This window comes from Elusimicrobiaceae bacterium (assembly GCA_017528825.1).
Lineage (GTDB): Bacteria > Elusimicrobiota > Elusimicrobia > Elusimicrobiales > Elusimicrobiaceae > Avelusimicrobium.
Genome location: JAFXOI010000039.1, coordinates 1 through 15,036, shown reverse-complemented (window position 1 = coordinate 15,036; position 15,036 = coordinate 1). Strand labels below are relative to the sequence as shown.

At 42.8% G+C, this 15,036-nt stretch carries 17 protein-coding genes; 3 read left to right on the top strand and 14 right to left on the bottom strand.

What is annotated here, in order from left to right; translation table 11 throughout:
• Nucleotides 1–350 precede the first annotated feature (350 nt).
• The gene (locus IKN49_06840; GenBank protein MBR3632753.1) at nucleotides 351–1,496 is read left to right on the top strand and encodes a hypothetical protein; all 1,146 of its coding nucleotides are present in this window, start codon (nucleotides 351–353) and stop codon (nucleotides 1,494–1,496) included.
• Between the two features lie 48 nt (nucleotides 1,497–1,544).
• Nucleotides 1,545–2,726, top strand: coding sequence for a DUF4424 family protein (locus IKN49_06835; protein MBR3632752.1), 1,182 nt, complete (start codon nucleotides 1,545–1,547; stop codon nucleotides 2,724–2,726).
• A gap of 407 nt (nucleotides 2,727–3,133) precedes the next feature.
• Here IKN49_06835 and IKN49_06830 read toward each other — a convergent pair whose 3' ends face one another.
• From IKN49_06830 to IKN49_06790, 9 genes are all read right to left on the bottom strand, one after another.
• The gene (locus IKN49_06830; protein MBR3632751.1) at nucleotides 3,134–3,703 is read right to left on the bottom strand and encodes a membrane integrity-associated transporter subunit PqiC; all 570 of its coding nucleotides are present in this window, start codon (nucleotides 3,701–3,703) and stop codon (nucleotides 3,134–3,136) included.
• A 1-nt stretch (nucleotide 3,704) separates the two neighbouring features.
• On the bottom strand, nucleotides 3,705–4,508 hold the full coding sequence (locus IKN49_06825; protein MBR3632750.1) for an MCE family protein: 804 nt from the start codon (nucleotides 4,506–4,508) through the stop codon (nucleotides 3,705–3,707).
• On the bottom strand, nucleotides 4,489–5,262 hold the full coding sequence (locus tag IKN49_06820) for an ATP-binding cassette domain-containing protein (protein MBR3632749.1): 774 nt from the start codon (nucleotides 5,260–5,262) through the stop codon (nucleotides 4,489–4,491). Before IKN49_06820 ends, IKN49_06825 begins: the two co-directional genes overlap by 20 nt.
• Nucleotides 5,259–6,344 (bottom strand): ABC transporter permease, encoded by a 1,086-nt coding sequence (locus IKN49_06815; GenBank protein ID MBR3632748.1) that lies wholly within the window; start codon nucleotides 6,342–6,344, stop codon nucleotides 5,259–5,261. Before IKN49_06815 ends, IKN49_06820 begins: the two co-directional genes overlap by 4 nt.
• 253 nt (nucleotides 6,345–6,597) lie before the next feature.
• Complete coding sequence (rplI, locus tag IKN49_06810) at nucleotides 6,598–7,095, bottom strand: 50S ribosomal protein L9 (GenBank protein MBR3632747.1); 498 nt, start codon at nucleotides 7,093–7,095, stop codon at nucleotides 6,598–6,600.
• A gap of 20 nt (nucleotides 7,096–7,115) precedes the next feature.
• Nucleotides 7,116–7,430 (bottom strand): 30S ribosomal protein S18, encoded by a 315-nt coding sequence (locus IKN49_06805; GenBank protein MBR3632746.1) that lies wholly within the window; start codon nucleotides 7,428–7,430, stop codon nucleotides 7,116–7,118.
• Nucleotides 7,431–7,456: 26 nt separating this feature from the next.
• The gene (locus IKN49_06800) at nucleotides 7,457–7,915 is read right to left on the bottom strand and encodes a single-stranded DNA-binding protein (GenBank protein MBR3632745.1); all 459 of its coding nucleotides are present in this window, start codon (nucleotides 7,913–7,915) and stop codon (nucleotides 7,457–7,459) included.
• 9 nt (nucleotides 7,916–7,924) lie between these two features.
• The gene (gene rpsF / locus IKN49_06795; protein MBR3632744.1) at nucleotides 7,925–8,242 is read right to left on the bottom strand and encodes a 30S ribosomal protein S6; all 318 of its coding nucleotides are present in this window, start codon (nucleotides 8,240–8,242) and stop codon (nucleotides 7,925–7,927) included.
• 167 nt (nucleotides 8,243–8,409) lie between these two features.
• Nucleotides 8,410–8,637 carry a DUF167 domain-containing protein gene (locus tag IKN49_06790; protein MBR3632743.1) on the bottom strand — a complete coding sequence of 76 codons (228 nt, stop codon included), beginning with the start codon at nucleotides 8,635–8,637 and terminating at the stop codon, nucleotides 8,410–8,412.
• Nucleotides 8,638–8,929: 292 nt separating this feature from the next.
• Between IKN49_06790 and IKN49_06785 the strand changes: the two genes are divergently transcribed.
• Nucleotides 8,930–9,496: a prepilin-type N-terminal cleavage/methylation domain-containing protein gene (locus IKN49_06785; protein MBR3632742.1), complete on the top strand. Its 567-nt coding sequence runs from the start codon at nucleotides 8,930–8,932 to the stop codon at nucleotides 9,494–9,496.
• Nucleotides 9,497–9,561: 65 nt separating this feature from the next.
• On the opposite strand, the gene IKN49_06780 is transcribed toward IKN49_06785, so the two are convergent.
• The 5 genes from IKN49_06780 to IKN49_06760 form a co-directional block, all read right to left on the bottom strand.
• Entirely contained in the window at nucleotides 9,562–11,109 is a 1,548-nt protein-coding gene (locus IKN49_06780; GenBank protein ID MBR3632741.1) for a 2,3-bisphosphoglycerate-independent phosphoglycerate mutase, read from the bottom strand.
• A 60-nt stretch (nucleotides 11,110–11,169) separates the two neighbouring features.
• Nucleotides 11,170–11,787, bottom strand: a complete 618-nt coding sequence (locus IKN49_06775) for a 3'-5' exonuclease (protein ID MBR3632740.1) — start codon at nucleotides 11,785–11,787, stop codon at nucleotides 11,170–11,172.
• Nucleotides 11,788–11,790: 3 nt separating this feature from the next.
• On the bottom strand, nucleotides 11,791–12,498 hold the full coding sequence (locus IKN49_06770; protein MBR3632739.1) for a hypothetical protein: 708 nt from the start codon (nucleotides 12,496–12,498) through the stop codon (nucleotides 11,791–11,793).
• Nucleotides 12,495–14,192 (bottom strand): HAMP domain-containing histidine kinase, encoded by a 1,698-nt coding sequence (locus tag IKN49_06765; GenBank protein MBR3632738.1) that lies wholly within the window; start codon nucleotides 14,190–14,192, stop codon nucleotides 12,495–12,497. The genes IKN49_06770 and IKN49_06765 overlap by 4 nt, the downstream gene beginning before the upstream one ends.
• Nucleotides 14,193–14,295: 103 nt before the next feature.
• Nucleotides 14,296–15,036: hypothetical protein (locus tag IKN49_06760; protein MBR3632737.1), on the bottom strand; the 741-nt coding region annotated here is incomplete at its 5' end.

Genomic DNA, 15,036 nt, shown 5'->3' with positions numbered 1-15,036 from the left:
TATCTTTTCTATATATCTACTATCATTATAATATATTCCCTGCATATTCCCTGTTACTCTGCATAAGGAATTTGGAAGATTTCATCATCAATTTATTCAAAGGAGTATAATAATTAAAATGACTCAAAAATCAAAAGGATAAATCTGTGGGCTATTTTTCTCCTTACCTTTCTTTGTATTTGAAAAAAACTTGACAAAGATAGCTATTTTATAGTATAATATTAAATATAGTAGTTGTATCCTGGCCGTAAATCCACAAAAAACATCGTCGTGCCAACTATCTGCGCCGCCCGGCGCGGGTGTTTTTGTTACAAAAATCTGCAATTAAATCTAATCTGAAAGGAGGCTCTATGCCTAAACGAAGTATGCGCTTTATCTTGCGCCGCCCCAGCCAAGATGAAGAAGATGAAATAATCCGAAACCAAAACCCATTCCAAGAAGAAAAACCTTATACTACCTGGGAATTGCGTATCCCGAAAGATAAAAGGGAATGGGACAATAGCACCTCAGATTTGCTTGAGAGATATCCCGACAAAGAAGAGGAAGATCAACTACATCCTTTGCGCAAGCAATATTTAGAAAACCGACTCAAAGACATTGATTATCAAGAGCGCCAGCAAGCCACTCAAGATGATTTCACCACGCGCATGTATGGCAAAAAAGATTACGCCGAGGAAAGACATAATATTTTGCAAGAATTAAACGGGAAATCTGCCAAACAATTCGCCAACGAACAACAAGAGCAGCTACCGTCTGAATCAAAACCAACATTTACCCCCGCTGCTCCCGATGAGCCGTCCGATTTTGACAGACGAAAAGAACTATGGGAAAATCAAAAAAGATGGGATGAATTTCAAAAATCTCAACATGAAGGGCAAAGTGTGCCTGATTCCAAAACCCCGAATGCTTTTGAACGATTAGGTGTTCCTGATCCTAAAAATCCTCCAGAGAGCATTTCGGAAGCAGATAAAAACAGACGAGATTTTTATAGATTTCCACAACCGAAAGGGCAATCTACAGAGGCATGGGACAAAGCAAATGAATATTTGCGCAATACTCCGCGTGAAGACAAACAACAGAATATCATTGGTTCAGAAATCCGTTGCAATACAACTCTTGGACGCGAGTTATCCAAACTGGATATCAATGTACAAAAAGGAGTAAACATGAACACGATGATAGATAGTATGGATAAATCCGGCGATTGGGCTAATTTGCCTACAGATAAAAAGGGCAATCCCGATCATAAAGAAGCAACTAAATTAGCTAAGGAAGGATATATTGTAGTTGCTACAGAAAAAGGGAAGGAACATGGACACGCCGCAATATTAACGGGCAAAGAAGTAGAATCAGGCACATGGAAAAGCAAAGTACCTGAGGTATATGGCAGTGTCAATGGAAAACCAGCTAAATCTGAAGGAATTAGCATTCATTGGCAGGCAAAGGATAAAAATAATATAGAATACAAAGTGTATAGATACAAAAGACCTATATAAATATCTGTCAGGCAGCCGGATTTTTTCCGGCTGCCTATGGAGGAAAACATGCTAAAAAATTTTCTGTGTGCCTGCACTTTTATAATTACTAGTTTATCTATTTACGCCAATGACACATCTGGAACAATACTTCCCACCGGCGGGGTCGTGTTTGAAAAACAGGACGGGATAAAAATGAAAGTAGAAGCACTTTATATCCGTCCGTATCAAATAGAAGTGAATTATCTTTTTGAAAATACTACAGGTAAAGATATTACCACGCAAATGTTTTTTCCACTACCGGAAATGCCTGCCGTCGAAGAATATTTAGGAGATGAGTCTCACGATTACAAATTTAAATTATGGGTTAATGGCAAACAAAAACAGTATCAAACACATTGGACCGTTACACAAAACGATAAAGACATTACCAAAGAGGTATCTATATTATTTTACCGTCCCGAAGAAGTTATTACGGATCAACAATTAGCCAAACGCATCCAAACCTTACAGGAAGAAACCCGTCAAAAATTACAGGATAAAAAAATTATTGAGTGGGGTTGGACATTGGATAGAGATAAAGGCGAAATACAAAATTGGAAAATACCGGACGATACAAATTGGAAAAAACAAATTTCCTATTCGTGGCAGCAAACTTTCCCCGCTCATAAAACAATATCTGTACGACATACCTATACTCCTACTGCCATTTATAATAATGTGGGCTTTCCATTTTCCGAATGTATTAACAGGGAGAGTGAGCTGTATAAATCATTTGCCTATATACCGGAAAATGAAAACACGTACTCCACAGATCATCTGCAGGCTCGTAATTACTTAGAATATATTCTTACAACCGCTAATAATTGGCAAGGGCCGATTGAAAGTTTTAATTTAATCGTGCAAAGTCCGTTCAAATCGGTCGGCTGTTTTGACGGAGAGGCATTTTACGGTGAGGAATATTATGCCGTTAATCGGCAAGACTATACCCCAGAGTGGGATTTATCTGCGGAATTTCTGGTAAATGGAGTATTATCCTTTAACCGTACACAAAAAAATATTCCTGTACTTTACCGTATAGATGGGCCGGCCAATTTGCGCGATAAACCAAACGGAAAAGTTATCGCACAACTGGCAGACAAGACTTATGTATGGGTTTGGCCCGACAATAAAAAGGGCAAGTGGTATCCCGTGCGTCAAAATGATTTATCCGGCTATACCTACAAGCAAAATCTGATAAAAGTGTTTTAATTCCCTGTTCTTTCCCTGTTATCTCTGGTAGGGAATTGGGAGTGTTTTTGGCAGATATTTCTCTGAAGAGGGCGAGGATTGCCATACCCCCCTAAAATCCAACGGGCAAACTTTTCAAATGCCTGTTTTTTGCCTGTTAATTGCCTGTTAAACAGGGAATTGCGCGTCACCCATACGACGTGTTCTAAGAACCCGCACCCCATCAAAAATTGCTGCCCCACCATTTGAAAACCCACCCTTGCTGGTGGGTTTTTGCATGTCCGGGTGGAAGCAGGAAAACTACTTTGCTTGCATTAGGACGAGAAAGGCGCCAAAGCGTATTTAGATGCCCATAAAAAAGGCCCTTCTCGGGCCTTTTTCTTTAACTATCCATTCAAAACAAAATTTTCCGCAATCTATATTAAAAACTACTTCGCGAGCAAACTTTCAGCAATTTCCTGACTCAACTGCATTAGCAGCTGGCTATAACCTTGCGCTAACTCATCGTAAGTTTTACCGATAGAGACGGAATTGCTGAATTTTTGATAAGTCTTTATTTTTCCGGCTTTATCTTGAACCGTGTACCAAGCTATGATTTCTGCTTTTTGGCCCAGCACGCCGTTCATTTCAACAATTTCTACTGTAATAGTCCAGTCGGCTGCGCCCCTTTTGAACCGGGTCTCCTTGACTTGTGCCGCCGGGAGAAGAACACTTAAATCTTCTGTTAATGCATGTGTTGCCAAAGTTGCAGGGGCTTCCACCCAACGATTATATTCCGATATATTAACCTGTGCAGAATCTTTATGTTGAGTTACTATCTGCGCCCGATCTACATATTTTGGCAATTGAACACGGTTGACCACTACAAAAGCGTTATAATCAATAGAAACAGCTGGGGCAGGAGTAGATGTCAGGGTGTAGAACTTGGAATTTTTGCTCGTCCCAAACATACAGGCACCCAGCAATAAACAAGGAATAATGATTTTTATAATTTTCATATTATTCTCCTTTTTTTCCTTTAATCAGAGATTCGGGATGTTGTTCTAAATAATCTGTCAAATTTCGAGTAGATTTAGCCGCATCCGATACATCATGTAATGTTTCATTTAGATTAGAAAGGGTTTCCTCGGTATTTTCAGATATCCGAGATAATGTTTGATCTAAATTTTTAGAACTGTTCGTCAAAGCGGGCAATAAAACAGGCAATTCTTTGCCTAATGTTTCCGCTACCGTGTTAATTTTTTCAAGTGTTTCCTGAATTTTAATTCTATTGAGCCCACGTACCAGCTCTTCCTTCTGGGATAAAACTGTCGGAATTTGCGGGATATTCTCCTTTTTAGGGCTATCAAACATCGTAGCTTCCGTATCTGGTAACATGACCAAATCAATCCGCAGTTGCCCCGTTAAATAACTTTGGGAAGCCAACCGCGCTCGAAGCCCCTGTTTAATCATCAGACCCAAAAAATCAAGCTCCTTGTCTTTTTTCCACAATTTTTCCCAAAGAGATCCTTCACTGATCACATCCGTTTCTTTGAAGCGGGCATAAACCGCCACATGAAAGTTCAAATCATCTTTATTAGTCACTAATACTACACGCGTGACTTTACCGACTTCCACTCCCTGAAATATAACAGGAGAGCCTTCGGTCAAACCCTGTAAAGATTCGCTAAAATACATCACCGCTAAATCTTTTGTATCTGTGTGTATTTTGTGCAAAACCGTTTGTCCGATTAATCCTAAAAATAAAGCAAAACCGATTACTAAAAAAAGTCCGATTGCTTTTTTATTTGGTTCTCTTTTCATAATTTTCTCCTCTTGTCAAAAACTCATAAACCTGCTGATTAGGCGGATTTTTTAAAAGTTCATTTGGATTTCCTTTTGCTGAAATCGTCCGAATCGTTTTGTCTAAGAAAATACTATTTTTACCAATCGCAAAAATAGAAGCAAGTTCGTGCGTCACAACAATGATAGTGGTACCTAATGTTTTATTAATTTCCAATATCAAATCATCTAAATTTTTAGAGCTAATCGGGTCCAATCCCGCAGACGGTTCGTCGAAATAAACAATTTCAGGATTCAACGCTAATGCACGGGCCAGCCCAGCACGTTTGCGCATACCGCCGCTGATTTCGGACGGGTAGTAATCCTCGTACCCGCCTAACCCTACTAAAGCCAGCTTAAACGCTACAATTTGGCTAATTTTATCCGGTGTATAATTGGTATATTGTTGCAAGGGAAGCGCCACATTTTCAGCTAGTGTCATGGAACTAAACAATGCACCGCTTTGATATAAAATACCGCTATGCTTGCAAATATCCAATTTTTCTTTAGGCGTGGCATTTGTAAAATCAGTGTTACGTATCCAAATTTGGCCGGTTTGAGCGGGAATAAGGCCTGTGAGAGTACGCAGTAGAGTACTTTTGCCACATCCGGAGCCACCCATAATGATAAAAATATCTCCTTTGGGAATGGCAAACGATAAATCCTTCATGATTACCTTATTCTCATAACCAATGCTCAAATGTTCCGCGCGGATTATCGGATCTTGTTTCATCATATGCCCAATCCTTGAAAGATTACGGTAAGCACGCCTGTCATCACAATCATCCATACAATAGAATATACCACTGCATGGGTAGTGGCCGCCCCTACACTATCTGCATTGCGTCCACAGTTTACCCCAAAATAACATCCACATAAAGCGATTATATAGCCGAAAACAATTCCGTGGAAAACACCTACCAGAAAATGTTTTATGTAAAAGGAGTTAATCGTATATTTCAGATATTCACTAAACGGAATGCCCAGAAATGCCACACATACAAAGCATCCGCCTAACATGCCCATGAAATCAGCCAGCAAAACCAAAATAGGCATGGAAAGAAGGAGGGCATTAATACGCGGCAATACTAAAAAGTCCTTACAAGAAATCCCCATGGTTTGTAAGGCATCCAATTCCTCATTTACCTGCATAGTTCCGATGGTAGCAGCATAGGAGGCTCCGGTGCGACCTGCCATGATAATACCCGTCATCACCGCACCCATAATACGCGTCATTCCAATCGTGACCAAACTGGCCACATAAATTTGCGCACCAAAAGTTTTGAGTTGTATGGAACCTACAAAGGCCAAAATAAGCCCCACCATAAAACTAATTAGCGACACAATTAAAATAGATTTAGGTCCGCAATCGGATAGAATCAACCAAAAGTCTTTGCTGCGGTAAACGGCGTTTCCTGTCAGCTGTCTTATCCAAGAGTTTAAGCATTCATGGATAAAAGACAAGCCTTTGCAAATGCAAGCAAAAAAGTTAATGCCCCATTGACCTACACGCTCTAAGAAGGGCTCTTTTGCAGGGGCGGCATCCTCTTGCTTAGTGGGAACTTGAAACGCCAAGCGAAGGAGCTGTTCCATCCCTTCCGGCAAGTGTGAATAAGTAATGTTCTCTCTAGGAACCGAGCGTAGTACGTTAAAAAGTTTAACTACAAAATCCGTTGTCCAAGATGTAATATCTTTTCCAATGAGCTGTATTTTTCTATTACTCACTCCAGCAACCGGAATGTTAATGGATTGGGTGTCGTCTAAGACACCTTTTAAAATACAGACGATGGAATTGCCTTCTGTTTCAATCTCAATCATACTATAAGAGTATCAAATTTTATAATTCAAAATCAAATCATACTAACGAAAACAAAGCGTTTCAAAAACTAAATACTCAACCTCCCTACTCCGCCATTTATGAAAGCATTTTGTAGGAGTTTCACAGGCTGGTTAGTAAGGAGTACTTTACCTACAAAAATCCCGCACAAGCATAACTCGTGCGGGATAAATCAGAGAACCTCTCGGCCCTACCGGTGTCACGACCTGACACCTTGCGTGAATTAATTAACTATTATTTGGCTTGAGCCGTTTCAGCTTTAGCATCGGGGATTTTCGTTTCCACTTCAGTTAAAGCTTCAATTTTCACTTTAATTTTGGCAGTAACGGTCGGTTTCAAATAGATACCCACTTCCGTTTCGCCCAAAGCCTTTACCGGCATATTCAGCTCAATGCTGTCTTTGGCAATTTTATGCCCTAAAGCAATCAAGGCTTTGTAAATATCGGCTTTGTTAACGGAACCGAATACTACACCGTCGCTGTTGACAGTTTTAGTAAAAGGCAACACGACGCCTTCCAATTTTTCAGCAATGGCACGGGCTTCTTTGAGTTCGGCTTCGATTTTTTTGGCACGGCGTTCTGCGCCTAATTGCCAATTTTTAATAGTGCCTTCGGTGGCTACTTCGGCCATACCTTGCGGCAACAAGAAATTACGAGCGTAACCGGTTTTTACTTCTACAATATCACCGGCCATGCCTAAATTTTTTACGTTTTCTCTTAAAATAACTTTCATTTCAAATTCTCCCTAAACACTTATTTCTTCGGCAACGAATACGGCAAGATAGCCAAATTGCGGTCACGTTTAATAGCTTTGGTAATTTGGCGTTGATGCTTGGCACAGGTGCCGGTAATGCGGCGGGAGAGAATTTTCCCGCTGTCCATGGTGAAAGATTTGACGAATTGGAAATTTTTGTAATCAATGTTGTCAATTTTTTCCGCGCAAACTTTGCATACTTTGCGGCGGCTTTCAAAGCGTTTTTTAGCAAACGGACGGGCCGGTCTTTCCGGTCTGGCAGCCGCGGCCGGAGCAGCGGCGGTAGTTTCTGTAGTTTTAATTTCTTCGGACATTTTTACTTCCCTCTTATTTGTTAAATTTAAAATGGCACATCATCTTCCATGACGGGTTGATCCACATCTACGGAAGGTACATCGTCTTTGGCAGCCGGTTGAGCGGCATAGTCAGACGCACCGCCGGCAAAGTTGCTTTCCAAAATTTGCAACCGACGGCAGGTAATTTGCAAAGAACGGCGTGTTTGACCGGTGGCTTTATCGGTATATTCGCTGGTTGTCAAGCGGCCTTCTACGTACACCGGAGTCCCCTTTTTCAAGCGGTCCTTGGCACGTTCGGCAGCTTGGCCCCATACTACCACGGGCACATACACGGTATCATCTTTCCATTCATTGCTGGCTTGGTCTAAATAACGGCGGTTAACAGCCACGTCAAAGCGGCACACAGCCTGCCCTTTTTGGGTAAAGGCTACATTGGGGTCCCGCGTTAAGCGGCCCGCCACTAAGACTTGGTTCTGTTCCGGTAATTTAATTTGGCCTGCCATACACACGCCTTATTTGGCCACCGCGGCCGGTTTGGCTTTGACTTCAGTAGCCAACATGACCATGGAGCGCAACACTTGTTCGTTGAGTTTCATGGTGTCTTCCCATACCTTTACAAATTCCGGCTGGGCTTTAAATTTCAAATAGAGGTAGAAGCCATCCCGCACGTGATTTACTTCGTGGGTAAATTTTCTTCTGCCCAATTTTTCTTCACTGGTGACTTCGCCACCATGTTTGGCGACCAATTCTTTAGCATTGGTCACGAAAGTCGCTACTTCCGTGTCGGAAAGTTGCGGTTTTACAATAGTTACTGTTTCGTAGGTTCTCATAGTTTTATACTTTTTTCTTCTCTGATTTTTCAGACAAAAAACCTCACAAGGCCTTACTGCGCCTCGCGTGGGTTTTATTGAATCTCTTTTGGGCACTAACTCACCTGCGGCCCGGGCGATTCTTTCCTTGTAGATATTATAACAAATTTTGGGGGTTACGATGCAACTTATTTGCGCAGTAGGAAAATTTTGGCGGGCGAAGTGGCGCCCTTGATAAGAGACAGCTTATTTTCCGGCAGGCCCAAATGCGCCGCTAACGCGCTGCGCACCGCGGCATTGGCTTGTCCGCGCTCGGCAGGGGCTTTGACCCAGATTTCGAAAGTATCGGCAGATTTTTGGACTAATTTTTCCTTCTTTTCATCCGCGTGTACTTTTACTTTAAGATAGGTTTCCATACAGGTATTATATAAAAAGTAAGATACAAAATTTGTTATACTAGGAATGTAGTTAAAATTTGAATCTGTTTTTGGAACCGTTGCAGAAACGGAGTACCCGCAAGGGGGCTTATCACGCCAAGAACAGCCTGTTTGAGGTACAAAATAGCGGGCCTTCGAAACCCGCTGTTTTGTGCCGAATGTTTATTATTTGAAAAAATAATAAACTACGGCTGTTTTATTTGTGGACTGTGATAAGCACGCAAACAATGCAGCCGTTTTTGTTGGGTTTCGTAACAGAAAGGAGAAAATTATGAAACACAACAAACAGGCCTTCACGCTAATAGAATTATTAGTAGTCGTTCTTATCATTGGCCTTTTATCAGCCATTGCCCTACCACAGTATGAGAAAGCAATATGGAAAAGCAAAGCCGCTAATCTGCAACTTCTCACAAGAAGAATTGGGGAAGAACATCAGATATATTATGACGACAACGCAACTTGTGCTACTTCTTTTGCTGCAATTGATACCAGTTTAGATGGAGCTCTACCAACAGAACTCAATAATTCCACCATCGTATTTTGGGATGGGTATGGCAGAATAAATGGTAGAGGAAATGACAACTTTAGCGTGGGAATATACTGTGACCAGTATAGAGGTTACTGGATACTAGGTCGTTTCTCAAAAGGTCCTTATGCAGGTTCTGGATTTGCATTTCTCAATGATCCCGTGTATACAGGAATAGACAAGAAATACAGTAAACAACTTCTTTGCTTAGCACACAATGATAGTGACGGGATTAACAAAGGCTTCTGCAAAATGTTTTCTAACACAGAACCAATTAAGAGTTCTGCTTACGATAAATTTTATGAGATGTAAAATTTGTTAAAATTTTAATCCCCGTTTCGCAATATACGAAACGGGGATTTTTATACTTATAATTTCTATTTCTCAATCAGACTCTTGGCAGTCATATCAACGGGTTTTTCAAGCCCCATGACGTCTAATACCGTTACCGCGATATCACCCAAATTGCCGGTGGCGGCCATTTTGGCATGCGCCTCATCCGGGTTAATATACACAAAATCTACCAAATTGGTAGTGTGCGCGGTTTTGGGCATATTGATTTTTTCGTCCCACATTTCTTCGGCGTTTCCATGGTCGGCAGTAATCATCACCGCATATCCTTTAGACAAGGCTTTTTCCGTCACTTGTCCGACGCACTCGTCCACCACTCCAATGGCTTTGACCACAGAATTAAAATTGCCGGTGTGCCCCACCATATCGCCATTGGCAAAATTGATAACGATAAAATCATACTTTTCGCTATCAATTTGTTTGACGGCTTCTTCGGCTACGCGGTAGGCTTCCATTTCCGGATGCTCGGCAAAAGTAGCCGGATCAAAACGTCCTTTGATTTCAATGCGGTCCTCGCCGGGATACGGCTGAATTTGTTTCCCGTTAAAGAACGAAGTAACGTGTTTGAATTTTTGCGTTTCGGCTAGGCGCAATTGTTTCAGTCCGGCATCAGAAATCACTTGTCCGAGCAAATGGTCCATACCGCCGCCATCTGTCATGGAAGGCAGCGCATTGTACGGGAAGGAATCATAGTATTTTGTCAGCCCGCAATATACGCACGGCACGCGGTTAATATGTCCGGCATAAGCCTCATCAATAAAGGCTTTCGTCAGTTGAATAGCGCGGTCTTGGCGGAAATTAAAGAAAATCACGCTGTCGCCTTCGGTCATTCCTTTATAATCGCCCAATACGGTCGGCGGGATATATTCATCCACCATGGGGCCGCCGTCCGGGGTTTTCAAGGTTTCATAATCGGTTTTCACCGCTTCTTCAGCGGTGGCGGCGTGTGCGCCTTGGGCGTGTACAATTAAATTGTAGGCTTGGTCTGTCAGGGCCCAGTTTTCACTGCGGTCCATGGCATAGTAACGCCCTTGAATGGTGGCTATTTTACCTACGCCGCATTCTTTAAGCACGTCTTCGGTTTGGCGAATAAATCCAACGGAAGATTTCGGCGGTGTATCGCGGCCGTCTGAAAAGAAATGTACCCAAATTTGTTTCACGCCTTTTTGCGCGGCATATTTAACAATCGCAAACAAATGGTCTTGGTGCGCGTGAACACCTTCATCTTGTACCAGTCCCATTAAATGCAAGGCCTTGTTATTTTTCAAGCAATTATCAATCGCGGCAGCGAACGGAGCGGACTTAAATAAAGAGCCGTCTTCAATAGTATCTTTTAAGCGTTTGAGTTCTTGTACCACAATGCGCCCTGCGCCCATATTCAAATGTCCTACTTCCGAAGATCCCATATACCCTGCCGGCAATCCCACTTGCTCACCGGAGGCCTCAATTTCCGTATGCGGCCACTGAGCTAAATACTTATCCATATTGGGAGTATTGGCATGGCTGACAGCATTATACTTGCCTGCTTTGGCATTTCCCCATCCGTCGCGAATAATCAAAACTACTTTCTTCATAAATATCTCCTTTTTACCGTTGTGCGGTATCCAAATTTCCTTTTATATATTATAGAAAAGTTACTTCTTTGACGAAAAGACCGTGGAACCAAGCACCACCGCTTCATGGCGCTTAAACTGGTACTGAGCCAGTTCCTCCCAAGTTCTCACGCCCTCTTTCATAAAATCTTGCAAAAAACAATACAAAATCTTTTCCGTCATGCGCACATCGGCCATGGCACGGTGTGCTCCGTCGGCAGAAATACCCAAGGTTTGGGCAATAACCCCCAGTTTATTGCGCTCAAATTTCCCGTTTTTGCGCGCTAATTTCAAGGTATCCAGTACCGGATATTCCGGAAAGCGCAGTCCACAATTTTGCATTTCCTGCCGCAAAAAACCTAAATCAAAATCTGCATTATGTGCCACCAAAACGCAACCCTCTAACAGCCCCAGTAGTTGCGGAACGATATCTGCAAAAACAGGAGCACCTGCCACCATTTCATTAGTAATACCGTGAATAGCAATCACGTCCGGATGCATAGGCATTTGCGGATTAAGCAAGGTAGAAAATTCTTCCAATTTCTGACCGTTTTGGCTGACCGATACGGCAATCTCGCAAATTTTACCGCCGGCCGCGGCACATAAACCGGTGGTTTCGGTATCCAAACAAGCAAATTTGATATTTTCTATCGGGGTCATATCTCACCAATACCAGCTACAGCGTACTAAAAACCCAACTGCCACCGTACCCAATATACTGAAATAAAACGCAAAATTAGACAAATCCATTAAACGGTTTTTACGCGCCACCCAACAGGCCCATCCCCAAATAAGCATCCACACCAGCCACCGCCACCCCGGCAACAGCGCCATCAAAAAGAAAATCATCCGCATCAACATGGTAACAAAACTTTCGTCTATCGTAGGGAATTCGCGCCCATATAAATCCTGTTCCATGCGGTAAATAAAGATGCTAAATACTTTAGTCACTATGAGCAGTGCCACACAAGATACCGTCAGCGGTTCTGACATCCAGTTACCGGTGTAATAGAGCGTAAGCGAAGGAGAGCACGCCAAAACAGCGGCCCACATCGCCACTTCATGCATGACAAATGTACCCGTGTATCCTTTTGTTTGCTGAGCACGGCGCACCAACAAGCGGTTGATGATTACATATACGCCGGTTAATATAGCTACTGCGCTCCAGCCGGGCAAAAGCCAATTTTCCGCCAAACGCCAATCCATTTCCAAATACGGAGCACACAACAGCGCAGCCATTGCCCCAAATATAAGCCCCTGCAATAAATAGGCACAAATGGGATTTTTCCCCCGCCACGTAAAGAAACGACGGTTATAAAACAATACCGTACATAAATAATAAGCTAATAATAATCGCCAAAAAACAATCATTTTCCCTCCTGCGGCAACCGTAGCATAAAGGTACTTCCTTGGTTCAATACCGATTGAACAGTCAAATCTCCCCCATGGGCCTGAGCCAGCTGGCGGCTGATAAATAATCCCAGTCCATACCCTTCTGTGCGGGCATTTACTTGGTGATATTTATCAAAAATTGTTTGACATTGTTCTTCCGTCATTCCAATCCCGCTGTCTTGCAACGAAATATAGACATTGTTGTCCTCTTGCCAAGCTTTTATTTTGATAAAACCGTGCTCGGTAAATTTAATGGCATTAGACAATAAATTGCTAATAATGCGCCGTAATAATTTGAGGTCTGCATAGACCGTAAGGGCGGCGGGCACCTCGCAACTTACTTCCAAGTTCTTGTTTTGGGCCGAGGGTAACTGCGCGTGCAGAACACTTTGCAATAAAGGTTCCACTTCTATCGTTTGCCGCTTAGGCAAAGCAACTCCGGCCTCCACCCGCGAAACAGCCAGCACATCTTCGAGCAAAGAAGATAAGTTTTGCGCCGCCTCCATCATGCGAGACAGATATTCCCGCTGTTCCTGTTCACTAACCTGACCGCTGGAAAGCAAATAAATATACCCTTGCAACCCCACTAGCGGTGCGCGTAAATCATGCGCCACGGCACGGAACACTTGTTCCTTCATTTCGCTAACCTGATTTTTAAGTTGCAAGGCCTGATAATCTTTCAAATCAGCTGTCATCTTATTAAAAGATGCTATCAACTCTTGAAATTCCCCCCACCCCACGTCTTCTCGCACCCGGTGGTCCAAATCTCCGCGGCTAACGGCTTGCGCTCCTTGAATAAGTTGTGCGATAGGTTCTCCCAAACTGCGCGAAAATGCCAATGCCCCAAAGTAAGACAACATAGCAATTGTCAACACAAATAAAATCAGCACCAAGTAGGAAAAATATAAACTGCGAAAGGCCTCTGACCTAGGTTGCAACACAACGGTGTATATACCCAAACGCGGCTCGGACGAAACCGCCCCCACAAATTTGCCTTCTTTTCCTTTGAGCTTAAAAATTAACGGAGTTTTAGCCTGAAATTGTTGTTGCAACTGCAAAGGTGCTATTTCCGGATTATCCTGATAAGGTGCTGTCAATAATTTTCCTTCCTTGGTAGCCAAATAAATTTGTCCGGTCGGGCCAATACGCATTTGGGCTAATCGGTCTAATAAATCCGGCAGGGTTTGCCTTCCGTACAGCCAATATCCCTTTGACAACGGATACACAAATTCCAAAGAAGGAATATTGCCATCCACGTCAGTTAAACGGGCTTGCAAACGAAAATCTTGGTCGTGGGCCGGGGCTAAATCCGTTGAAGATTGAGGCTTTGTGTTTTCACCGCGGACTAGACCCGTCAGTTCAGTCCCTTCCGGCGTAAATACTGCCAAAAACAACCATTGCGGGTCTTTTTCCATAGCCTGGGCAAGTAATTGTGTGACCGCAGTTTGTTGCGGTAAGGCCACCGCCAAGTCAGGTATAAAATCTAAATGTCCGTCCAACTCTGTTACATAATGAGGCAATTCGGAAGAAACAATTTCCGCCAAATTATAGTGGTTTTCCAAGATGGTAGTCTTCTGCCGGCTCTGGTAATATCCCAATAGTAAAACCATGGGAATAAGCGGCATTAAAACAACCGTAATAAATAGTTTGAATAGTTTGGAAAAAATAGACATACGCTATTTTTATTATAGCAAAACCGTCTAGGAACGTATATCTTTTTTGCAAAACACCCCCGGGAGTACCCGGGGGTGTAAAATGATTTGACTCTCTTTTATACTAACAGTTTGGATAACACGGCGGATATCCATACTCAAATTGCGTCCATGGTGTTGATGAAGTAGCAGAGCGTTGGCATGTGTAGGTATACACTTCCCAACAGGTTTCACTACTTATACCGCCCTGAGATGGCTTCCCTACAGCATCTTTACATGCTGCTGACTGTGAATTGTGAACGGTGGGATACTCACGAAATAGTTGCTTATTTAAATCACTTTCACTTCTGCAAGAAGAATGCGACTGAGCCACCTGCTCATCTGCCGCCGCTTTCCAATAATAACGAGGGCCACTGGTCTGCTTCCATTCAAAAGCAGCGAATTCACAAGTAATATTGCGCACGCAATTATTACACGTCGGATCCCCAGTTACGACCCCCATTCTATAAAAGAAGTTTCCATTTCCATCATGATATTTCGCATAACAAAGATCCCCTGCTCTGGGCTCCCGGCCATTGTAGGTATCTACACAGGTACCACAATTACACGTACAGTCACTACCTAACCCCCCCACAGACCAACCTTCCTTGTATCCACAATCTTCTTGAGTTTTGTCACAAACACATTGACAAGTACTCGTATCTAAATGTCGTACACCCGATTCACAGGACTTTGTGTAGCACTTTGAAGAAGATTTATTCCAATATTGACAAACCGGAGCCGCCGTATTACAGCATTTTTCTTGATTTGGATTGTCTGAACAACTGTTGCCGCCGGTTCCCTCTCCGCACACTAAATACACCCC